Origin of the sequence: Streptomyces sp. NBC_01450 (assembly GCF_036227505.1) — a bacterium.
Lineage (GTDB): Bacteria > Actinomycetota > Actinomycetes > Streptomycetales > Streptomycetaceae > Streptomyces.
The window spans coordinates 8,984,860-9,005,763 of the sequence record NZ_CP109480.1 but is presented as its reverse complement, the minus strand read 5'-3'; the positions used below and the strand labels follow the sequence as shown (position 1 = coordinate 9,005,763).

18 protein-coding genes, 1 pseudogene and 1 riboswitch are annotated in these 20,904 nt (G+C 70.1%); of the genes and pseudogenes, 6 read left to right on the top strand and 13 right to left on the bottom strand.

The window, feature by feature from the left end; all coding sequences use genetic code 11:
* Positions 1-34 precede the first annotated feature (34 nt).
* On the top strand, positions 35-1,534 hold the full coding sequence (locus OG568_RS40060) for a M1 family metallopeptidase (RefSeq protein WP_329535045.1): 1,500 nt from the start codon (positions 35-37) through the stop codon (positions 1,532-1,534).
* 54 nt (positions 1,535-1,588) lie between these two features.
* Here the strand turns inward: OG568_RS40060 and OG568_RS40055 are convergent, their stop codons facing one another.
* A complete protein-coding gene (locus OG568_RS40055; RefSeq protein ID WP_329535044.1) occupies positions 1,589-2,947 on the bottom strand; it encodes a peptidase C39 family protein in 1,359 nt (452 codons plus the stop codon).
* Between the two features lie 209 nt (positions 2,948-3,156).
* Here OG568_RS40055 and OG568_RS40050 point away from each other — a divergent pair, with 209 nt between their 5' ends.
* Together OG568_RS40050 and OG568_RS40045 are read left to right on the top strand one after the other, a co-directional pair.
* Complete coding sequence (locus OG568_RS40050) at positions 3,157-3,810, top strand: uridine kinase family protein (protein ID WP_329535043.1); 654 nt, start codon at positions 3,157-3,159, stop codon at positions 3,808-3,810.
* A gap of 436 nt (positions 3,811-4,246) precedes the next feature.
* Complete coding sequence (locus tag OG568_RS40045) at positions 4,247-6,112, top strand: AAA family ATPase (protein ID WP_266581005.1); 1,866 nt, start codon at positions 4,247-4,249, stop codon at positions 6,110-6,112.
* Between the two features lie 96 nt (positions 6,113-6,208).
* On the opposite strand, the gene OG568_RS40040 is transcribed toward OG568_RS40045, so the two are convergent.
* From OG568_RS40040 to OG568_RS39995, 10 genes are all read right to left on the bottom strand, one after another.
* The gene (locus OG568_RS40040; RefSeq protein ID WP_329535041.1) at positions 6,209-7,312 is read right to left on the bottom strand and encodes a hemolysin family protein; all 1,104 of its coding nucleotides are present in this window, start codon (positions 7,310-7,312) and stop codon (positions 6,209-6,211) included.
* Entirely contained in the window at positions 7,309-8,643 is a 1,335-nt protein-coding gene (locus OG568_RS40035; protein ID WP_266581009.1) for a hemolysin family protein, read from the bottom strand. The genes OG568_RS40040 and OG568_RS40035 overlap by 4 nt, the downstream gene beginning before the upstream one ends.
* 202 nt (positions 8,644-8,845) lie before the next feature.
* Positions 8,846-9,301, bottom strand: a complete 456-nt coding sequence (locus tag OG568_RS40030) for a PH domain-containing protein (protein ID WP_329535039.1) — start codon at positions 9,299-9,301, stop codon at positions 8,846-8,848.
* A gap of 17 nt (positions 9,302-9,318) precedes the next feature.
* Complete coding sequence (gene hisG / locus OG568_RS40025; RefSeq protein ID WP_329535038.1) at positions 9,319-10,176, bottom strand: ATP phosphoribosyltransferase; 858 nt, start codon at positions 10,174-10,176, stop codon at positions 9,319-9,321.
* Positions 10,177-10,232: 56 nt separating this feature from the next.
* Positions 10,233-10,505 carry a phosphoribosyl-ATP diphosphatase gene (locus tag OG568_RS40020; RefSeq protein WP_086764978.1) on the bottom strand — a complete coding sequence of 91 codons (273 nt, stop codon included), beginning with the start codon at positions 10,503-10,505 and terminating at the stop codon, positions 10,233-10,235.
* Positions 10,506-10,539: 34 nt separating this feature from the next.
* Complete coding sequence (gene ribH, locus OG568_RS40015) at positions 10,540-11,025, bottom strand: 6,7-dimethyl-8-ribityllumazine synthase (RefSeq protein WP_266467742.1); 486 nt, start codon at positions 11,023-11,025, stop codon at positions 10,540-10,542.
* A 22-nt stretch (positions 11,026-11,047) separates the two neighbouring features.
* The gene (locus OG568_RS40010; RefSeq protein ID WP_329535037.1) at positions 11,048-12,346 is read right to left on the bottom strand and encodes a bifunctional 3,4-dihydroxy-2-butanone-4-phosphate synthase/GTP cyclohydrolase II; all 1,299 of its coding nucleotides are present in this window, start codon (positions 12,344-12,346) and stop codon (positions 11,048-11,050) included.
* Positions 12,343-12,984: a nicotinamide mononucleotide transporter family protein gene (locus tag OG568_RS40005; protein ID WP_266623053.1), complete on the bottom strand. Its 642-nt coding sequence runs from the start codon at positions 12,982-12,984 to the stop codon at positions 12,343-12,345. Before OG568_RS40005 ends, OG568_RS40010 begins: the two co-directional genes overlap by 4 nt.
* Positions 12,981-13,616 carry a riboflavin synthase gene (locus OG568_RS40000; RefSeq protein WP_329535035.1) on the bottom strand — a complete coding sequence of 212 codons (636 nt, stop codon included), beginning with the start codon at positions 13,614-13,616 and terminating at the stop codon, positions 12,981-12,983. Before OG568_RS40000 ends, OG568_RS40005 begins: the two co-directional genes overlap by 4 nt.
* Before the next feature lie 153 nt (positions 13,617-13,769).
* Positions 13,770-13,900, bottom strand: a riboswitch (FMN riboswitch).
* Positions 13,901-14,219: 319 nt separating this feature from the next.
* A complete protein-coding gene (locus OG568_RS39995; protein WP_329535034.1) occupies positions 14,220-15,446 on the bottom strand; it encodes an ROK family transcriptional regulator in 1,227 nt (408 codons plus the stop codon).
* 129 nt (positions 15,447-15,575) lie between these two features.
* On the opposite strand from OG568_RS39995, the gene OG568_RS39990 reads away from it, so the two are divergent.
* A complete protein-coding gene (locus tag OG568_RS39990) occupies positions 15,576-16,778 on the top strand; it encodes an MFS transporter (RefSeq protein ID WP_443077906.1) in 1,203 nt (400 codons plus the stop codon).
* Here OG568_RS39990 and OG568_RS39985 read toward each other — a convergent pair.
* Positions 16,738-17,199, bottom strand: a complete 462-nt coding sequence (locus tag OG568_RS39985) for an acyl-CoA thioesterase (protein WP_266416481.1) — start codon at positions 17,197-17,199, stop codon at positions 16,738-16,740. The genes OG568_RS39990 and OG568_RS39985 overlap by 41 nt on opposite strands.
* Positions 17,200-17,297: 98 nt before the next feature.
* Entirely contained in the window at positions 17,298-18,563 is a 1,266-nt protein-coding gene (locus tag OG568_RS39980) for an alginate lyase family protein (RefSeq protein ID WP_329535032.1), read from the bottom strand.
* 121 nt (positions 18,564-18,684) lie between these two features.
* Here OG568_RS39980 and OG568_RS39975 point away from each other — a divergent pair.
* Positions 18,685-18,840, top strand: a pseudogene (locus OG568_RS39975) (nitrate reductase); the annotation flags it as partial.
* 244 nt (positions 18,841-19,084) lie between these two features.
* Positions 19,085-20,467, top strand: a complete 1,383-nt coding sequence (locus OG568_RS39970) for a uracil-xanthine permease family protein (protein WP_329535031.1) — start codon at positions 19,085-19,087, stop codon at positions 20,465-20,467.
* The last annotated feature ends 437 nt before the right edge of the window (positions 20,468-20,904 follow it).

Genomic DNA, 20,904 nt, shown 5'->3' with positions numbered 1-20,904 from the left:
ACAGGACAGTGGTCAGCCAACCGAAAGGTCCTCGATGAGCACGTTCCGGACGCCTCGCCGCAGAGCCCGCCTAGCTCCGGCGGCGGCGATCACGTTGGCAGCCGCCTTGTCGGGGCCGGTCTCGCAAGCCGCCGGTTCCCCGTCCGCCCCCACGTCCCCGTCCGCCGCGCCCTCCCCGGGGGCGCCGGGCCTCGGCGACCCGATCTTCCCGCTCGACGGCAACGGCGGCTACAGAGTGAACCGCTACCTCCTCGACTTCGACTGGCAGGCACCCAGGACACCCTTCGAGGCGGCCACGACGGTCAAGGCGACCGCCACCCAGGCGCTGTCCCGCTTCGACCTGGACTTCGCGGGCAACACCCTGCACACGGTGACCGTGGACGGGACGACCGCCGAGGTCGCGCGTGAGGGCGACGAGCTGGTGATCACCCCGGCGAAACCGCTCGCCAAGGGCAAGTCCTTCACGGTCAAGGTCACCTACACCGCCGACCCGACCCGGACACGGCACCGCGACGACGCCATCGAGGACTACGGCTGGATCCCCACGCCGGACGGCACGGTGCTGTATCCGCAGCCCGACGGCGCCAAGATGATCTTCCCGTCGAACGACCACCCGAGTCAGCGCGCCCCGATCACCTTCCGCATCACCACCCCGCCGGGCCTCACGGCCGTCGCGGGCGGCGAGCTCACAGGCCGCGCCGTGCGGACCGACGGGCGTGTGCGGTGGACGTACGACTCCGAACAGCCGCTCGCGACCCAGCTGGCCCAGCTGGCGATCGGCAGGTTCACCTTCGTCGACAGCATCGGACCGCACGGGCTGCCGATCCGCGATGTGGTCCCGGACGGCCTGGTCGCCTCCACCGAGCAGTACCGCAAGCTCACCGCCGACCACATCGCGTGGCTGGAGGAGCGGCTCGGCCCCTATCCCTTCAACCGCTACGGCCTCCTGGTCGGCGACACCGACCTGGGCGTGGCCCTGGAGACACAGACGCTCTCCTTGATCCCGAAGGCCGATCTGCTCGGCGACCGGGTCAGCGCCGAGCGCAACCTGGTGCACGAACTCACCCACCAGTGGACCGGCGACAGCGTCGGCATCAAGACCTGGTCCGACCTGTGGCTGAGCGAGGGCCACGCCCGCTTCTACGAGCGGCTGTACTCGCAGGAGCACGGCGGCGACAGCTTCGAGGCCGCGATGAAGACGGCGTACGCCGCCCACGACCAGTGGCGCCACGACTACGGCGCCCCGGCCGAGCCGACCGAACCGAACCTCTTCAAGCGGATGCGGTACGACGGCTCGACGCTCGTCCTGTACGCGCTGCGCGAGAAGGTCGGCCAGGAGACGTTCGGGAAGATCGAGCGGGCGTGGGTCACCGAGTACCGCGGAAAGATCGCCAGTACGCAGGACTACGTCGACCTGGCGTCCAAGGTCGCGGGCCAGGACCTCGAAGGGTTCCTGCACCCGTGGCTCTACGGCGCCAAGACCCCGCCGATGCCCCATCACCCGGACTGGGTGGTCGACCCGGTGCAGGGCTGAGGGACCGGGACCCAGGGACCAGGGGGGCGGCACCACGGGGGTCGCCCCCCTCACTCAGCGGACCCCGACCGCCTCGAGCGCCTCGCGCTGCCGCGCCGAAGGACTCGCCGGGAAGTACAGATAGCAGACCCCGCCCGTACCGGAGACGACGCTCCCGGAGGCGTTGTACCTCTTGGTACGGAGCCAGATGTTCTCCCACTCGCGCCGCTTGTAGACCCGGCGCACGGCGCTGTCGCCCGGCGAGGCGGGGTCATTGGCGATCACATCGCCGGCCGCGGTGAATCCGATGACGGTCATGAGGTGGCCCGATGTCCCGTAACCCGCCCCCGTCAGCTCGGACTTCAGGAACGACTGGGACGTCATGGCCGGGATGTCGGCGGCGATCAGCGTCTCCAGGTCGGTGAGCGAACCGAGCCGGGTCACCACACCCTGGAGGTCCTTGTACGTCGCCGCGTACGCCGCGTTGAAGGGCCAGTTGCCGCAGCCGCCGTACTGGTGGTCGTAGGTGAAGCGGGCCGCGTGGCAGACCTGCGGGTCGGTGAAGGCCGGGTTGACCCAGCCGAGTTGCTGCGCGGTGGGTTTGCGCCCCCAGTACTCGATGATCATCTGCGAGGAGGTGGGGCTGCACCAGGCCTCGCCGCCGTTGTCGTACTCGGGGTACTGGCCCGCGTGGATCTCCTGGGAGTAGCGCGGGACCGTCAGCTCCTTCGCGAGCCGGGGGGTGGAGGCCGGGACGGTGAAGCGGTCGGGGATGTCGGAGCCCATCGCGCCGAGCCGCCACACGGTGGGCGTCAGCCCGGAGCCCGGGGTGCGGTACAGGGTCAGACGGAGCCGGTACGAGGCGAGGCGCAGGCCCGAGGCCGCGTCGTCGATCGAGAAGGTGTCCGTCCAGATACTGCTCTTGCCGTCCTTCTGGCCGTCCACGGAGGTCCGCTTGATGTCCTGGTCGCCGGCCGCCCAGCGGCCCATCACGTACCAGGGGGTGGCGGTGCCGTCGGAGTACGTGCCCGTGAGCTCGACCTGGAGCCAGGTGCCCGCCGGGGTGTGCGCGTTCCAGGAGGCGATGGCCTCGGTGGCGGGGACGGCGAGCCGGTGGACCGGGGAGGTCCAGGTCGCGTACTCCCAGGTCGCGGTCTTTCCGGTGTGCGGGTCCGTGTAGTGCGCGGTGCCCGCCGGGGTCGCGATCACCAGGCCGGGACGCGCGGCCGCGAGGACCTGCGTGCCCTTCCCGGTGCCGGTCCGCCAGTCGGCGTCCGAGCCCCAGGCCCGGTAGTCCACGGGGGCCGAACCCGCGTGCCCGTGCGCCGCCCTGGCCGGGGTGGCCGCGGCCGCGGTGCCCGCGGTACCGGTCGCCGCCGCGGCGAACGCCACGGCCAGGAGGGCTCTGCGGGACGGTTCTGAAGCTCTGGTCATGGGTGGGAGACCCCCAGTTGGTCCGGAAGCGGCGGTTCCCCACTATGGACGGTGGACGGCGGCTCCTGCCAGCACCTCGGCCTGTGCCGCGCCCATCAATATTGGTCGGGACCACTGGCATGACCTGCGGCGCCTCGGTTTCGGCGGGGCCGCGCCGGCCGCCACTAGAGTGTTCCCCGTACAGGGGTACGCGTGCCCGTAGGGTGGATGTGCCCGCAGCTCACCGCACCTCGGGAACCGACATTCACGACCTCGCCGCGCGGCTGCGCGCGTTGCCGCCGTCCTGCGGACCTGTCCGTCTGATCGGCGTCGACGGGCACGCCGGCTCGGGGAAGACCACCTTCGCCGGGCGGCTGGCCGCGGCACTGGGCGACGCGCCCGTCCTGCACCTCGACGACATCGCGACGCACGAGCAGCTGTTCGCCTGGACCGAACGGCTGCTGCGCCAGGTAATCGAGCCGCTGGGCCGGAGCGAAACGGCGCGCTACGCCCCCTACGACTGGACCGCCCGCACCTTCGGTCCGGTCCGCGCACTGCCGCCCGCGCCCGTGATCCTGCTGGAGGGGGTCGGCGCCGGACGCCGGGCGCTGCGCCCGTATCTCGCGCGGCTGCTGTGGATGGAACTGGCGTACGACGAGGCCTGGACACGTGGGCGGCTGCGGGACGGCGAGGAGCAGAGCGCGTTCTGGACCGGATGGGTCGCCGCCGAGCGTCGGCATTTCGTCGAGGATCCCTCAAGGCCCTTTGCCGATCTTCTGGTGCGGCAGTGTCCTGAGGGATACGAGGTGTTTTCGGGACCCACTGGGACCGCTGGACCAGACCATCCCCTCACTCACGGTGACGGATCATCCGCAATGTGCTGAACTTGTGAAGACCCCCGCCGGGGAAGTTCCCTCAGTGCCTCAACTCGGCTTGACCCGGGGGCCGTACAGGACTTACGTTCTGAATGTGCGGCCTTTCGAAGCCGCCCGCAGTCGCGAAGCCCCCGGTTGTTCCCCCGTGATCGGGGGCTTCGTTCTGCCCACATCCTTTCATTTCGGGCGCTCCGCGCCGCGATTCGCTCACCCTCGGTCACCGAGTCGAGTGCGCCCCGTCTGCTCCCATCCTCGTGGAACGGGGTGTGCGGCACCCTTCGGCAGGCCCATGAACCGCAGGTACGATGCCTCTCGGTGCGACCTTCGGACGGCTGCCTTGCGCACCGATGCAACTCCCGTCCGCGGCACAGGGGTTCGACCAAAGCTGCCGACGGGCACCGGCCCGTTCGGAGAACCATCGGGGGCACGGTTTGTGGGGGACGTGATGGACTTCGGCATGCAGGGCCGGGAGGCCCCGGCCGACCTCGCCTGGATGCGAGGTGTGGACGCCTACACGATGGGCGCCTATCCGCAGGCGGAGGAGGAGTTCCGCACCGCGGTCCGGATGGACCCGGGCATGGCGGACGGCTGGCTCGGACTGCACGCGCTGCGGGTGGACACGACGACCGCGCTGCTGCGGATGTTCCGGCACCGGGACCGCTTCGGTGAGCAGCGCTCGCGACACCGGCGCACGCTCAACTCCTGGTACTGGCTGGGCTGGTGGGTGCAGCCGGTACTGGAGAGCCCGCGCGATCTGCTGCTCGCGCACGCCTCGCACTGGCTGGACGGCCGCCATGTGCCCGAGCTGGACCGGGCGCTCGCAGGACTGCCGCCGGTCGACGCCGATCATCAGGTGCGGTTTCTGCACGCCTGCCGGGCCTATCTGGTCAAGGACTGGGAGCAGCTGGTCCGGCACACGGATCCGCTGATCGACGACCCCATGCTGGGCATAGAGGCCGGCCTCTTCGGCGGCATGGCCCGGGTCCGCCTGGAGATGTTCGGCCAGGCGGAGCCGCTCCTGTCCTCCGCGTTGATGCGCTGCCGCAGTGAGCAGCCGCAGCGCAAGGAGCTGCGGTACTGGCTCGCGCGGGCCCACGAGGGCACCGGGCGGTCGGCGGCCGCGCTGCCCCTCTACCGGGCGGTGCACCGCGTCGACCCCGCCTTCATGGACACCTCGGCCCGGTTGGCCGCGATCTCCGAGGGCGACGGGTACGACGACGCCGCCGCCGACCTCGCGGCGATCACGCTGGCCGGGGTCGGGCAGGACGTCATGGACGGCCCCGACGGCATCGATCCCCTCTTCGGCGGCGAAGGCCGCGACCTGAAGCTCTCGGAGCCCGATCCCCTTCCGCCGGGCGCGTTGCCGCCGGAGACCGACGTGGTGCGCGAGAAGGCCGTGGTGCCGGTGCAGCCGCTGCCGGCCGGGCCGACCGACCCCGCCTTACTCGAGGAGGCGCTCGCCGAACTGGAGCGCATGGTCGGGCTCGAGCCGGTGAAGCGTCAGGTCAAGGCGTTGTCGGCGCAGCTGAACATGGCGCGGCTGCGGGCCGGACAGGGCCTGCCGGTGCAGCCGCCGAAGCGCCACTTCGTCTTCTCCGGCCCCTCGGGCACCGGCAAGACCACCGTGGCTCGCATTCTCGGACGGGTCTTCTACGCACTCGGGCTGCTCGGCGGTGACCACCTCGTGGAGGCGCAGCGGGCGGACCTGGTCGGCGAATACCTGGGCCAGACCGCCGTCAAGGCCAACGAACTGATCGACTCGGCGATCGGCGGGGTCCTCTTCGTGGACGAGGCGTACGCGCTGTCGAACTCGGGCTACGGCAAGGGGGACGCGTACGGGGACGAGGCGCTGCAGGTGCTGCTGAAGCGGGCCGAGGACAACCGCGATCACCTCGTCGTCATCCTCGCCGGCTACCCGGAGGGCATGGACCGCCTGCTGGCCGCCAACCCCGGCCTCTCCTCCCGCTTCACCACCCGAGTCGACTTCCCTTCCTACCGCCCCCTGGAACTCACCTCCATCGGTGAGGTGCTCGCCGCCGAGAACGGTGACATCTGGGACGAGGAGGCGCTCGACGAGCTGCGCTCGATCGCCGGGCATGTGGTCGATCAGGGCTGGATCGACGAGCTCGGCAACGGGCGGTTCCTGCGCACCCTGTACGAGAAGAGCTGCGCGTACCGGGACCTCCGTCTCTCCGGCTACCCGAACACTCCCTCCCGCGACGACCTGTCGACACTCCGGCTGCCGGACCTCATGCAGGCGTACGGGGAGGTGTTGTCGGGGCGAGGACCGCAGGACCCTTCGGCGATGTGACCGACGCCCCGAAGGGCCCCGTCCTCGAACACCGGACACACCGAGGCTTTCTCGGGGGTGTGGGGAGCCGCGCGAACAGCTCCCCACACGGTGGCGTCAGGTTGCCAGGGCCTGCTCGGGGGTCTCGCTGAGGAGGGGTTCCGTGAGCGGCGTGGCCACCGCGGCGGCGTCAGCGTCCGTATCCCGATGGGCCGGGTCGCGTACCTCGCCCACCAGGAGCTCCAGGACGTCCTCCAGCGCGACAAGACCCAGGACCTTCCCCGACGCGTCCGCGACCTGCGCGAGGTGCGTCGCGGCGCGGCGCATCACGGTCAGGGCGTCGTCCAGCGGGAGTTCGGAGCGCAGGGTGGTCATGTTCCGCCACAGGTGCTGGGGTACCGCCCGTTCGGACTCCTCCAGGTCGAGTACGTCCTTCACATGCAGATAGCCCATGAAGGCGCCGTTCTCCGCGACCACCGGGAACCGGGAGTACCCGGTGCGGGCGGTGAGCGCGACGACCTGGCCGGGGGTGACGGAGGGGCCGACGGTGACCAGGGAGTCGTGGTCCAGGAGGACGTCCGTGACCGGGCGGGAGCCCAGCTCCAGGGCGTCTTCCAGGCGTTCCTGCTCCTCCGGGTCCAGCAGGCCCGCCTGGCCGGAGTCCTCGACGAGCCGGTTGAGCTGCTCGCTCGTGAAGGCCGCCTCGACCTCGTCCTTGGGTTCGACCCGGAAGAGTTTCAGGATGAGGCGGGCGCAGGCGCCCAGGGCAACGGTGACGGGACGGCACAGGCGCGCGAAGGCCACCAGGCCGGGGCTCAGCCACAGCGCCGTCTTCTCGGGCGCGGCCATCGCCAGGTTCTTCGGCACCATCTCGCCGATGACGAGGTGGAAGAAGACGACGAGGGCGAGTGCGATGACGTATCCGAGGGGGTGGATCACCCCTTCGGGGAGGTGGACCGCCTCGAAGACGGGCTCCAGCAGGTGGGCGACGGTCGGTTCGGCCACCGCGCCGAGCGTCAACGAACAGATGGTGATGCCGAACTGGGCCGCCGCCATCATCTGCGGCAGCCGCTCCAGGCCGTAGAGGACCTGTCGGGCGCGCGCGGTGCCGAGGGGTTCGATCTGGCTGCGGCGGACGGAGACGAGCGCGAACTCGGCACCGACGAAGAAGCCGTTGGCGAGCACCAGCAACACGGCGAAAAGGAGTTGGAGCACGCTCATCGGACGGCCTCCGGCGCGGCAGCCGCGTCGGCGGTCCTGACCAGCCGGACCCGTTCGGCCCGGTAGTGCCCCACTTGGCGTACGGACAGACGCCAGCCTGGCAGTTCGGCCTTGTCGCCGGGGGCCGGGATCCGGCCGAGCAGATCGGCGACGAGGCCCGCGACGGTCTCGTACGGGCCCTCGGGCACGTCGAGGCCTATGCGCTGCAGGACGTCGACCCGGCAGCTGCCGTCGGCGTCCCAGGCGGGCCGCCCGTCCTCGGGCGGCGCGGCGGCGAGTTCCGGCAGGTCCTTGGCGTCGTGTTCGTCGCGGACCTCCCCGACGAGCTCCTCGACGATGTCCTCCAGGGTGACGACGCCCGCCGTACCGCCGTACTCGTCGACGACGACGGCGATCGGCTGCTGGTTGCGCAGCTGCTCGAGCAGGGGCTGCACGGGCAGCGTCTCCGGGACCAGCAGCGGGGCCTGGGCGATCCGGCCGACAGGGGTGCGCAGCCGGTCCTGGGAGGGGATCGCCAGGGCGTCCTTGAGGTGCGCCATGCCGACGATCTCGTCGATCCGATCCCGGTAGACGGGGAAGCGGGAGAGGCCGGTGGCGCGGGTGAGATTGACGACGTCCTCGGCCGTGGCGGAGGACTGGAGGGCGCTGACCCGTACCCGCGGGGTCATGACGTGCTGCGCGGTCAGGTCGGCGAGCGAGAGGGTCCGTACGAAGAGATCCGCGGTGTCCTGCTCCAGCGCGCCGGCCTGGGCCGAGTGCCGGGCCAGGGAGACGAGTTCGCCGGGGGTGCGGGCGGAGGCCAGCTCCTCGGCGGGTTCGACGCCCAGGGCCCGTACGAGCCGGTTGGCGACCGTGTTGAGCGCGGCGATCACCGGCCGGAAGAGGCGGGAGAAGACGTGCTGGGGGCCCGCGACGAAGCGGGCGACCTGCAGGGGCTTGGAGACCGCCCAGTTCTTGGGCACGAGTTCGCCGATCACCATCTGCACGGCCGCGGCGAGCAGCATGCCGACCACCACGGCGACGCCGGACACGGCGCCCTCGGGCAGTCCGAGCGCGGTGAAGGGGCCGTGCAGCAGTTCGGCGAGCGCGGGTTCGGCGAGCATGCCGACGACGAGCGAGGTGATGGTGATGCCGAGCTGGGTGCCGGAGAGCTGGAAGGACAGCTCCTTGAGCGATTCGACGACCGTAGCGGCCCGTCGGTCGCCTTCGGCCGCCGCCTTCTCGGCGTCGGGCCGCTCGACCGTGACGAGGCCGAACTCGGCCGCCACGAAGAAGCCGTTGGCGAGGATCAGCAGGAACGCCGCCCCAAGGAGCAGCAGGGAGATGGTCATGATGCCGCCGCCTCGATATGTCGGGAGGGGGCGGCGCAGATACTACAGGACGATCCGTCCATCGCTGGAGGGAGTCACTCCTCGGGTAGCAGGGGGCCTCTGAGTAACCGGGTGGAACACAGTGGCGGAGGCGCAACGAAAACGCCTCCGCCAACAGGTTAATCAAGACATGGGCCTGTTCGGCAGGGTGGAAGGCCGAGAGTCAGCCGTGATGTTGCTCCGGGTTGCCGATGGAGCGGGCCTCGGCGAGCGCGCGCAGGGCGCGGGCGTCCTCGATCGCGCGCTTCTTGGCGATGCCCGGCTGGATGCCGAGCGCGGGCAGGCTGGTGCCGTCGCTGAGGTTCAGGAACACCCAGGGGTCGCCGGGACGCAGGTTGACCTGGAGGATCTCCGCCCAGTCCAGGTGTCGCCTGCTGGTGATGTTGACCACGGTGACGCCGGTCTCGTCGGCGACGACCTTGGGCCGGGAGAGCATCAGCAGGACGCCGAAGACCAGCGCGCCGGTGAAGACGAAGGTGAGCTGGTCCCCCGGGCTGAGCTGTTCGAGGAGCATCGCGACCGTACTTAGGACGACGAAGATCGCGGCGCCCGCGGTGAGCAGCACGGCCCGGGTGCGGGACGGCCGGAAAGTGACAGGGAGCGTGGGAAGGTCGGGCATGGCTTCGGTCGGGGTCCTCAGAGACGGCAGGCGTGGATGGCCGTGGTCAGGATGGCCCGCGCGCCGAGGGCGTACAGGTCGTCCATGATCCGCTGGGCCTCCTTGGCGGGCACCATGGCGCGGACGGCGACCCAGCCCTCGTTGTGCAGCGGGGAGATGGTCGGCGACTCCAGGCCGGGCGTGAGCGCGACGGCCTTCTCCAGGTGCTCGGCGCGGCAGTCGTAGTCCATCATCACGTACGTCCGTGCGACCAGGACACCCTGGAGACGGCGCAGGAACTGCTGCACCTTGGGCTCGGCGTCCTCGGCGGTGTCGACCCCGACGCGGCGGATGACGACGGCCTCGGACTTCATGATGGGGTCGCCGAAGACCTCGAGACCCGCGTTGCGCAGCGAGGTGCCGGTCTCGACGACGTCCGCGATGACCTCGGCGACACCGAGTTCGATCGCGGTCTCGACGGCGCCGTCGAGGTGGACGACGGAGGCGTCGATGCCGCTGTCGGCGAGGTGCTTGGCCACGATGCCCTCGTACGAGGTGGCGACCGTCATACCGCCGAGGTCCTCGATGCCCTGGGCCGTGCCGGGCTTGGTGGCGAAGCGGAACGTCGAGCGGGCGAAGCCGAGCGGGAGGATCTCCTCCGCGTTGGCGCCCGAGTCGACGAGCAGGTCGCGGCCGGTGATGCCGATGTCGAGGCGGCCGGAGGAGACGTAGATCGCGATGTCGCGGGGGCGGAGGTAGAAGAACTCGACCTCGTTGCCCGGGTCGACGATCCGCAGTTCCTTGGACTCCCGGCGCTGCTGGTAGCCGGCCTCATGCAGCATCTCCGCCGCAGGTCCTGACAGGGAACCCTTGTTGGGGACGGCGATGCGCAGCATGAGGTCGGCTTCCTTCGTTCGTGCGTACGGTACGTACGGGATTGCGGGGTTACGGCTCAGAGGTGGGCGTACACGTCGTCGAGGGAGATCCCGCGCGCCACCATCATCACCTGGACGTGGTACAGGAGCTGCGAGATCTCCTCGGCGGCGGCGTCCTTGCCCTCGTACTCGGCGGCCATCCAGACCTCGGCGGCCTCTTCGACGACCTTCTTGCCGATGGCATGGACGCCCTTGCCGACCAGCTCGGCGGTGCGTGAAGTGGTGGGGTCGCCCGTGGCGGCCTTCTGCTGGAGCTCCGTGAAGAGCTCCTCGAACGTCTTCTTGGACATGATGCTGCCCACCCTACGCGCTACCGCCCCTGCCTCAGCGCCAGGGTTCGGATACTGAGCGCAGTGTGGCCGCGGTCGCGACGGCGGCGGTCACCGCCTCGTGCCCCTTGTCCTCGTTGGAGCCCTCGATGCCCGCGCGGTCGAGGGCCTGCTCCTCGGTGTCGCAGGTCAGCACGCCGAAGCCGATGGGAACGCCGGTGTCGATGGAGACCTGGGTGAGGCCCTGGGTGACGCCCTGGCACACGTATTCGAAATGCGGGGTACCGCCGCGGATGACGACACCGAGCGCGACGATCGCGTCGTACCCGCGGCCCGCGAGGACCTTGGCGACGACCGGCAGCTCGAAGCTGCCGGGGACCCTGAGCAGGGTCGGCTCGTCGATCCCGAGCTCGTGCAGGGCGCGCAGCGCGCCGTCGACGAGACCGTCCATCACCTTTTCGTGCCACTGTGCCGCGATGACCGCGACGCGCAGGTCGCCGCAGTTGCGTACGGACAGTTCAGGTGCACCCTTGCCGCTCACGTCTCTCCTCAGTGCTTTCTTGTTACTGGTTGCCGCAGGCGGACACGGTGGCCGTGTCGAGCCAGGGCAGGTCGTGACCCATCCGGTCCCGCTTGGTGCGCAGGTAGCGGAGGTTGTGCTCGCCCGCCTGTACGGGCATCGGCTCCCGGCGCGTGACCTTGAGGCCGTGCCGGACGAGCGCGTCGGTCTTGTCGGGGTTGTTGGTCAGCAGGCGCAGGCTGTGGACACCGAGGTCCTCCAGGATCTGCGCGCTCGCGCCGTAGTCCCGGGCGTCGGCGGGCAGGCCGAGTTCCAGGTTGGCGTCGAGGGTGTCGCGGCCGCGCTCCTGGAGCTCGTAGGCGCGCAGCTTGGACAGCAGGCCGATGCCGCGCCCCTCGTGTCCGCGCAGGTAGACCACGACGCCCCGGCCCTCGGCCTGGACGCGCTCCATGGAGGTCTGGAGCTGGGGGCCGCAGTCGCAGCGCAGCGAGTGGAAGATGTCGCCGGTCAGGCACTCGGAGTGGACGCGGACGAGGACGTCCTCGCCGTCGCCGATCTCGCCGTGCACGAGGGCGACGTGCTCGACGCCGTCGACGGTGGAACGGTAGCCGTACGCCGTGAACTCACCGAAGGCGGTGGGCAGTTGGGTCTTGGCTTCGCGGCGGACCGTGGGCTCGGTGGTACGCCGGTAGGCGATCAGGTCCTCGATGGAGATGATCGTCAGGCCGTGCTTGCGGGCGAACGGGATGAGCTCGGGCAGACGGAGCATGCGTCCGTCCTCCCCGGCGATCTCGACGATCGCGCCGGCGGGGCGCAGGCCCGCGAGCCGGGCGAGGTCGACGGCGGCCTCGGTGTGGCCGTTGCGGACCAGGACACCGCCGGGCTTGGCACGCAGCGGGAAGATGTGGCCGGGGCGCACGAAGTCACCCGCCTCGGCCTCGCCGCCGGCCAGCAGCCGCAGTGTGGTGGCGCGGTCGGCCGCGGAGATGCCGGTGGACACGCCGTGGGCGGCGGAGGCGTCCACCGACACGGTGAACGCGGTCTTCATCGACTCGGTGTTGTTCTCGACCATCTGCGGGAGCTGGAGGCGGTCGAGTTCGTCGCCCTCCATCGGCGCGCAGATCAGTCCACGGCACTCGCTCATCATGAACGCGATGATCTCGGGGGTCGCCTTCTCGGCGGCGATGACGAGGTCGCCCTCGTTCTCCCGGTCCTCGTCGTCGACGACCACGATCGGGCGGCCCGCCGCGATGTCGGCGATGGCCTTCTCGATCGGGTCGAGCGCGAAGTCCGAAGCATCTTGATCATGCCCGGTGCTGTACCAGACGGGTGCCATGGTCATGCGGGGGCTCCTTCCAGGACGGGCTGCCCGGCCTTGCGGGAGCGCAGCCACCAGTCGCGCATGCCCGACAGGACGAGCGCGCCGTAGACGACGTAGACGAAACCGGAGAAGGCGTAGCCGTTGGCGAAGTTGAGCGGGACGCCCACCAGGTCGACCAGCAGCCAGGCGAACCAGAACTCGACCATGCCGCGGGCCTGCGCGTACATGGCGACGATCGTGCCGACGAAGATGTACGCGTCCGGCCACGGGTCCCAGGACAGGGTCGGGTACGCGTGGAACAGGCCGCTGACCGCGAGGGTGCCCACGGCCGCGGCGCCCACCATGTAGGCGCGCTCGCGCCAGGTGGCGAACCGTACGGAGATGTGACCGTCCCGGCTCTCGTCCTTGCCGCGGTTCCACTGCCACCAGCCCCACAGGGCGACGACGATGACCACGACCTGCTTGCCGGCGCTTCCGGTGAGGTGCCCGACGAAGGCGCTGAAGAGGATGACGCCGGACAGGAGTTGCACGGGCCAGCTCCATATGGAGCGCAGCCAGCCGAGCGCGAGCGCGATCAGACCGATCGTGTTGCCGATCATGTCCGACCACATGATGTGCTGCCCGAGGAGCGTGAACGCCTCGGAGTTCAGCCAGTTCACTGCCCGCTCCCGTGGGTGTCGGGCAGCGCGACCGGCTGCTCGCCACGGGCACCGAGCAGTCGCTCGACGTACTTGGCGATGACGTCCACCTCGAGGTTGACCGGGTCGCCGGACTGCTTGTGGCCGAGCGTGGTCAGGTCGAGGGTGGTGGGGATGAGGCTGACGGTGAAGAAGTCGGGGCCCGCGTCGACCACCGTCAGGCTGATGCCGTCGACGGTGATGGAGCCCTTCTCGACCACGTAACGGGAGAGGTCCGCCGGGAGCGAGATCTTCACGATCTCCCAGTTCTCGGACGGCTTGCGCTCGATGACCGTGCCCGTGCCGTCGACGTGGCCCTGGACGATGTGCCCGCCGAGGCGCTCGCCCACGGCCATCGGGCGTTCCAGGTTGACGCGGGAGCCGACGGTCAGGGCGCCGAGGCTGGAGCGGTCCAGGGTTTCGGCCATGACGTCGGCGGTGAATTCGTCGCCTTCGTGTTCGACGACCGTCAGACAGACGCCGTTCACGGCGATGGAGTCGCCATGCTGCGCGCCCCGCGTGACGACGGGGCCACGCAGACGGAAACGGGAGGCGTCGTCGAGCATCTCGACGGCGGTGACCTCACCCAGCTCTTCGACGATTCCGGTGAACACTTCCCGGGTCCTCCTGCCTCATAGGGCACGGACTCCGGGGCCTGTCGATGACGACAGAATGAGCGGACCGCGACACCGGCAGCGAGCCGCATGGGGCGACATATCCCGAAGGACACGTCGAAACAAACGGCAGCGCGCACGAATGCCCGCCCGCCGCGCACTGCCTCCCATCCGGACTTTAACCGTCGGTCCAGGAATTTCACCTGGTCAACCGGCCGCTGGAAGCGACCGGGTCGCGGACTATAACCGCCGGTTCGGACTTTCACCGACCCCGGAGTGCGCTGCTTCTGGTACAGCATCAGTGTGCCACGCCTGATCCACGTCCATGCGCGTGAACCCCTGTGGGGTGCCTCACAGGCCGTCCTGATGGACTTCCACGACGAATCGCGAGAGGTCAACTACCGCGAGGCCGCTCACGCTTGACACGCTCGACCTATTGGTCCGTACCCATTGACCACTCTGGTCTAGTCCTCTTAGGGTTCCATGATCAATGGTTTGTCGAAGCCGAGGCGTAGCACTCGCCCCTTGAGCGACCCGGTGGCGGTGACGGAGGCCCTTGCCCCGCCGCCGGGTCTCACCATCCGAGGGGTCGCCCGAGTGGAATCACCGGGGGCGCGGCGCGAAAAGGTCGTCCTGGGCTGACTCCCGGGCGGTCAGGAGAGCTCCGCGGAGCACCGCACCGCCGCCCAGCGTGCTCGCACGTACCTCGACCGGCAGCGGGGACATCCGGACAAGTCGCTCGCCGACCCGCGCGGCCAGCACCTCCCCGCCCGCCTGCCCCACCTCCCCGCCGAGCACCACGCATCCGGGGTCGAGGACGGCCACGACGGACGCGGCGCCGATGGCGAGGCGGTCGGCGAGGGCGGAGAGGAAGCGGTCGGCTCCGGAGGAAGAAGACGAGGTAGAGGAGGGTGAAGACGAGGGCGAGGGAAGGGCCGCCACCGCCTGCCGCACCAGCGCCGCCGCCTCCGGTTCGCCGGACGACGCCGGCGCCGCCACCAGCCCGTACCCGGACGCGAGTTCCGCGATCGCGGCGGACCCCGCCAGGGAGTGGAATCCCCCCTCGCAGTCCGTCGCCGAGGGCAGCGTCGATGTACCCGGTACCGGCAGGAAGCCGATCTCGCCGGTACCGCCGGACGCACCACGACGGAGTCTGCCGTCGAGGACGACGGCCGCACCGGTGCCGTGGCCGAGCCAGAGCAGGACGAACGTGTCGCGGTCGCGGGCGACACCGTCACGCTGTTCCGCGAGGGCGGCGAGGTTCGTCTCGTTCTCGACGATGACCCGGGCGGGCAGCCGTTCCTGGAGGGCGGCGACCAGGCGGCGGTGCCACTCGGGCAGGCCGGAGGAGTCGCGCAGTTCGCCGGTGGCGGGGTCGATGAGGCCGGGGGCTCCGACGCCGACCGCGTGCAGGCGCTCCGCCCCGGCCTCCTTGGCCGCGCGTTCGACCAGCGTGACCGCCTGCTCGACGGCGGGACCGGTGCCGGTGTCGTCCGCGATGGGCACCGACGCCCGCGCCAGTTCCCTGCCGAGGAGGTCGGAGACGACGACCGAGACGCCCTCGGTGCGGACGTCGAGGGCGGCGAGTTGGGCCCGGTCGGCGACGATCCCGTACAGACGGGCGTTGGGGCCGCGGCGCTGCTCCCCGGACTCCCCCACCACGTCGATCAGTCCGGCGGCCGTGAGGCGTTCGACGAGGTCGGCGACGGTGGGCCGGGACAGCCCCGTGAGCTGCTTCAACTGCCCTGCCGTCAGGGGGCCTTCCTGCTGGAGCAGGCGCAGGGCGACGCGGTCGTTGATGGCCCTGGCGGTGCTCGGTGATGCGGGCATGCCGGGATCCTCCCAGATCAGTCGCTCGATCGGCGGCCAGTAAATCATCTATCTATCAGGCAGGGTTCCTGATAGTTTACGGCGGCAGCGCGGGGAGCGGAGCCTGGAGGGGCGGGAAAGATGGGTTACATGGTCGACGACCTGCGTGAGGTGAAGCGGGCGCGGTACGCCGTGGCCGCCGTCTTCGCGGTGCACGGAGCGGTGACGGGCTCGTTCGCGACCCGTGTCCCCTGGATCCAGGACCACGCGTCCGTCAGCACGGGCCAGCTCGGACTGGCCCTCGCGTTCCCGGCGATCGGGGCCTCCCTCGCCATGCCCCTGGCGGGCCGGATCAGCCACCGCTTCGGCGCCCGCACCGCGCTGCGCGGGCTGATGTCCCTGTGGACGCTGTCGCTGATCCTCCCGTCCCTCGCGCCGAACATCTACACGCTGTGCCCGGCCCTCTTCGTCTACGGCGCGTCGGCGGGCATGGCGGACGTGGCGATGAACGCGCTCGGCGTCGAGATAGAGAGCCGCCTCGGCAAGTCGATCATGTCGGGGCTGCACGGCATGTGGAGCGCGGGCGCCCTGATCGGCTCGGCCGGCGGCACCCTCGCCGCGCACCTCGGTTCGGACGCACGCCTGCACCACGCGCTGGCGGCCGGGGTCCTGACGGTCCTGGGCCTCACCGCCTGCCGGTGGGTGCTGGACCTGCGACCGGCCGAGGACGAGGCCCCGCCCCCGCGCTTCGCGCTGCCGCCCAAGTCAGCCCTGCTGATCGGCGCGATCGGCTTCTGCGCCGTGTTCGCCGAGGGCGCCAGCCTGGACTGGTCCGCGGTCTACCTGAAGGGTGAGTTGGGCACCTCGGCCGGTCTCGCGGCGGCCTCGACGACCGGGTTCATGCTGACCATGGCACTGGCCCGGATCGTGGGCGACGCGGTGGTCAACCGGTTCGGCGCGGTGCGCACGGTGCGGGCCGGTGGCGTACTGGCCGTGCTCGGTGGGCTTCTCGTCGTCGTCGCGGACCATCCCGCCGTGGCGATGAGCGGCTTCGCCCTGCTGGGCCTCGGCATCGCGGTCGTCGTCCCGCTCTGCTTCGCGGCGGCGGGGCACAGCGGCCCCAACCCCAGTCAGGCCATCGCGGGCGTCGCCACCATCACGTACACCTCGGGCCTGGTGGCGCCGAGCGCGATCGGCACTCTGGCGCAGGCGACGAGCCTGGTGGTGTCGTTCGGGCTGGTCACGGTACTGGCGTGTGGCCTTGTCGCGTTCGCGGGGGTGCTGCGCGCGGGCGAGCGGGACCGGCCCAAGATCAGTCCCGCGAGCGCAGCAGTTCCCGACCCGCGGCCCTGAAGCGGTCGCTCCACGGCGTGGGGCGCAGCGTCGCGGCGTCGAGCCGGACGAGGACCCGTGTCCCGTGCGCGTAGGTGATCGCGGCGTCGGCCGAGCAGAAGCGGAAGCCGTACGTCAGTCCGGTGTTCCCCAGGCGTTCCAGCCAGAGGTGGACGGCGTACTCTCCGGGGCGGTTGATCGGGGCCTCGTAGCTGATCCGGAGTTCCTTGACGGCGTTGCAGAAGTCGCCCGCCGCCTCCCAGTCGCCCTCGTAGCCGAGGAAGCCGTGGTCGTTCCAGAGGGCGGCCCAGGCGCGTTCGACCATCAGCGGGTAGCGGGCGTTGTGGAGCAGGCCGAGTGCGTCCAGGTCGTCGAAGTGGACGGTGACGGGGAGGAGCCGCCCGTAGGCGAGGGCGGGGGCGGCGGGGGCTTCGGCGGTCACGGGCGGGGCTCCTGAGGGTGCCGGTGGGGACGGTGGGTACACCCCCATCCTAAGCGGCCGCTCAGGAACCCCTGATCAGGGTGTTCGTACGCCTCCGGTCAGCCGGCGATCGAGTCCAGCTGCTCGGCGGCGGGCCGTAGCGCCCACAGGTCGCCGCCGGGCGGTGCCTCGAGCTTCGGCACCGCGGCTCGGGCCGTCCGGTCACCCGCGTCGGCCGCGGCGTGCACGATGTCACTGGCCGCATAGCGGTGGAACTCCAGCTCCGGGTGGGGCCACGGCGCGGCGCCCGTCGCGGCGGGCAGCAGATAGTCGACGGCCTTGGCCAGGCTCTGGCCGTCGGGCCCCGTGTACCGCCACAGGTTCACGCCGACGTGCCGGCCGATGGCCGCGAGGCGGGTGTAGGCGACGAGGTCGAAGGTCGAGTAGTGCCAGCTGCGCGTGCGGGTGAGCTCCTGGGGCTGGCTGCCGTCGGCGGCGACCTGTGGGTCGATCCGCTTGGACTCAGCGCCGAGGACGGTCCGGCGGGCGAGATCCTCGTCGCCGGTCGCGTACGCCAGGACGGCGAGCTGCATGTCGTAGAAGGTGCCGTGATTGTTCTCCGCGGCGCCCTCCTCGCCGCCGAAGGCGCTGTTCTCCAGCCAGTCGCGGTAGTCGGTGTTCCAGGCGCGCATGGCGGTGCGGTCGCTCTTCGACCAGCCGGGGGCGCCCGTCTCCAGGATCGCGATCGCGTCCAGGACGCTGGTGTACGACTGCGAGAAGTCGATGATGCCGATGGCCCGGCCGTCGTACTTGCAGGGGATGAACTGCCCGTGGTTCAGGTCCGGGTTCATCCGGGTGGCCGGGGCGAGGAACCAGGTGCGCAGGACGGTGGCGGCCTTCTCGGCGTACTGCTTCCTGCCCGTGTAGTACCAGGCGAGCGCGAGGTCGTAGGTCGAGTCGAAGACCTTCTCGACGTCCTGGCGATCGGTGCCGGTGTCGACCTCGGGGTTGCGCTGACCGTCGCGCTGGACGTACGGGCAGCCCCAGGGGTTGTCGGCGGTCTTCGGCTGGGAGGGCCACCAGTACGGGGCCTGGCTGAGGTAGTCGTGGACGTCGCCGCCGGGGGCGGGCTTGGGCTTGTCGACGACCGTCCAGGGGCCCTGGGTCAGCCAGTTGTCGGCGCGGGCCGTCAAGTCCTTGAGGGTGCGCTTCAGTTGGGGATCACCGCGGTCGAGGCGGAGCCGGGTCTCCTGGAGCCGGGTGCCGTCGAGGACGGCGGTCCGGGGGGCCTTCGGCGCCGCGTGGGCCGAGGCGGAGGGGACGACGACCGCCGCGAAGGTCGCCAGGGCGGCGAGCAGAACAGCCAGACGGGGTCTTGCACTCATCGAGGCTCCGATCAGACATGTGAACGCAGTTCATGAGTAAGACCGTGCGAGCGTAGAACCGCCAGGTACCCGTGACAATGGTCCGGACGAAGTTTCACGTACGAGGAAAGCGAAACCCACCATGGACCTCCGCGTGCGCTGAGAACCGCACGGCGACGGGCGGACGCCCGCCCCCGGAGCGGTTGTCCGCCCCGATGAACGCCTCTAGTGGCCGCGCACGATCGGACTCGGCGCCCAGCATGTGGTTGCGATGTTCGGGGCGTCCTTCGTGGCGCCGGAACAGCCATGATGAGCCCAGACACCTAGCAGTGGGGGAGCGTGCATGGCGTCGCAGGGCAGACGGCAATTTGACGACAGGGCCTAGAGCTCCCCCACAGGGTACGAGTGCGCCAAACGGACCGCACTCCGCGACAGTTCCTGTCGCCATGCCTCTGAACCGCATGTTCCGCTAGTGATCGAACCCGCCTGGTCTACCGGCCGGGCCCCAGCACCACCCCAGCAACACATCAAGGAGCAAGACCATGGCGAGCTTCGGCTGGCAGCTGCACGGCGACGGCAAGAGCCTTGCACCGGGCGAGGTCGTGAAACCCGAGGAACGACTCACCTGGGGACGCACTGCCGGTCTCGGCGCACAGCATGTGGTTTCCATGATCGGGGCCTGCTTCGTCGCCCCTGTCTTGATGGGCCTCGATGCCAACCTCGCCGTCATGGCATCCGGTGTAGCCACCATCCTGTTCCTGCTTATCACCCGTGGCCGCATCCCCAGCTACCTCGGCAGCAGTCTGTCCTTCATCGGCGTCGCTGCCGTCATCAAGACACAGGGCGGCGACGCGGCAACCCTCACCGGCGCACTTCTCGTCGTCGGTGCGGTCCTCTTCCTTTGCGGGGCGGTCGTCCGCGCTCTCGGCGCCCGCATTGTCCACGCCGTCCTGCCCCCAGTGGTCACAGGCGCAGTGGTCATGCTCATCGGCTTCAACCTGGCTCCCGTCACCGCCGGCACCTACTGGCCCCAAGACCAGTGGGCCGCGCTGCTCACGATGCTGTTCACCGGCTTCGCTCTCGTCGTGCTGCGCGGGTTCTGGTCCCGTATCGCGATCTTCCTCGGCCTGGTCTTCGGCTATGTGATCTCCTGGGTCTTCGACCGCGTCTTCGGTAAGATCCACTCCCCCGCCGGCGGCGCCGAGTCGGTCGACCACTGGCGCCTCGACCTCTCGGGCGTGGCCAAAGCCGACTGGATTGGCCTGCCAACCTTTCACACCCCGAGCTTCTCCCTCTCGGCGGTTCTGGTCGCCCTGCCCGTCGTCATCGCCCTCATCGCGGAGAACGCTGGACACGTCAAGGCTGTCGGTGAGATGACCGGCGACCCGCTCGACGACAAACTCGGTACCGCGATCATGGCCGACGGTGCGGCCACCGTGCTGTCCACTTCCGTCGGCGGTCCCGCCACAACTACGTACGCCGAGAACATCGGCGTCATGGCCGCCACTCGCGTCTACTCGACCGCCGCCTACTGGTGCGCCGCCGGCTTCGCGATCCTGTTCGGGCTCTGCCCCAAGTTCGGTGCCGTCGTAGCTGCCATTCCCGGCGGCGTGCTCGGTGGCATCACCGTCATCCTCTACGGCATGATCGGCCTACTGGGCGCACAGATCTGGGTCCGCTCACGGGTGGACCTCTCCAACCCTCTACACCTGGTACCCGTGGCCGCAGGCCTCATCATCGGTATCGGCAACGTCAGCCTGACGCTCACGGACAACTTCCAGCTCAGCGGCATCGCGCTGGGGACGTTGATCGTGGTCGTGGGATATCACGCTCTGCGTGTGCTGGCACCTGCCCACATGACGGATGAGCCGCCGCTCCTCGAATCGGGCAATCTGGGGTACGACCGAGGTCTTGGCGAATCCTGATCCCGGGAGTTCCCGCTGACGATGACTTCCAAGGCGTGTGGGCAGAGCGTTCTCGGGGTCGCTTCCTCACCCTTCGCGCTCCCCGCCGACGTCCGGGCGCGGCACGCGTCCCACTCTGGAGCACCTGATTCCGCGCCATCGACGCCGTAGCCATGGAACACATGACGTAAAGGCTGTTGCTGTCCTCGTACTCCACGGGGCGTGCGTACTGGCTGAAGGTCCCTTCGTTGGTCGGGCAGGTGGCGCCCGTCTTGTTGGGGCAGAGCTTGAGTTTCATGTGCTTCGCGCTGGTCGTGTTGTTGTCGAACAGGGCACAGACTTCGTACTTGCCTGGGGCGTACTTCGTGTGGGTGACGAGGGTGCCGTAGCGTCTGGAGTCCGGCAACTGCTCGGCGTATTCGAGCTCCTGGCCGCTGCCGCAGAGGGTGGCGGTCGCG

Bases quoted from the DNA above. Each gene is read 5' to 3' on its own strand.
- OG568_RS39980 (WP_329535032.1), bottom strand. From the start codon at position 18,563: ATGAGTGCAAGACCCCGTCTGGCTGTTCTGCTCGCCGCCCTGGCGACC.
- OG568_RS39970 (WP_329535031.1), top strand. From the start codon at position 19,085: ATGGCGAGCTTCGGCTGGCAGCTGCACGGCGACGGCAAGAGCCTTGCA.
- OG568_RS40055 (WP_329535044.1), bottom strand. From the start codon at position 2,947: ATGACCAGAGCTTCAGAACCGTCCCGCAGAGCCCTCCTGGCCGTGGCG.
- OG568_RS40010 (WP_329535037.1), bottom strand. From the start codon at position 12,346: ATGACCATGGCACCCGTCTGGTACAGCACCGGGCATGATCAAGATGCT.
- hisG (WP_329535038.1), bottom strand. From the start codon at position 10,176: ATGCTGCGCATCGCCGTCCCCAACAAGGGTTCCCTGTCAGGACCTGCG.
- OG568_RS39995 (WP_329535034.1), bottom strand. From the start codon at position 15,446: ATGCCCGCATCACCGAGCACCGCCAGGGCCATCAACGACCGCGTCGCC.
- OG568_RS40060 (WP_329535045.1), top strand. From the start codon at position 35: ATGAGCACGTTCCGGACGCCTCGCCGCAGAGCCCGCCTAGCTCCGGCG.
- OG568_RS40040 (WP_329535041.1), bottom strand. From the start codon at position 7,312: ATGAGCGTGCTCCAACTCCTTTTCGCCGTGTTGCTGGTGCTCGCCAAC.
- OG568_RS40030 (WP_329535039.1), bottom strand. From the start codon at position 9,301: ATGCCCGACCTTCCCACGCTCCCTGTCACTTTCCGGCCGTCCCGCACC.
- OG568_RS40035 (WP_266581009.1), bottom strand. From the start codon at position 8,643: ATGACCATCTCCCTGCTGCTCCTTGGGGCGGCGTTCCTGCTGATCCTC.
- OG568_RS40045 (WP_266581005.1), top strand. From the start codon at position 4,247: ATGGACTTCGGCATGCAGGGCCGGGAGGCCCCGGCCGACCTCGCCTGG.
- OG568_RS39990 (WP_443077906.1), top strand. From the start codon at position 15,576: ATGGTCGACGACCTGCGTGAGGTGAAGCGGGCGCGGTACGCCGTGGCC.
- OG568_RS40020 (WP_086764978.1), bottom strand. From the start codon at position 10,505: ATGTCCAAGAAGACGTTCGAGGAGCTCTTCACGGAGCTCCAGCAGAAG.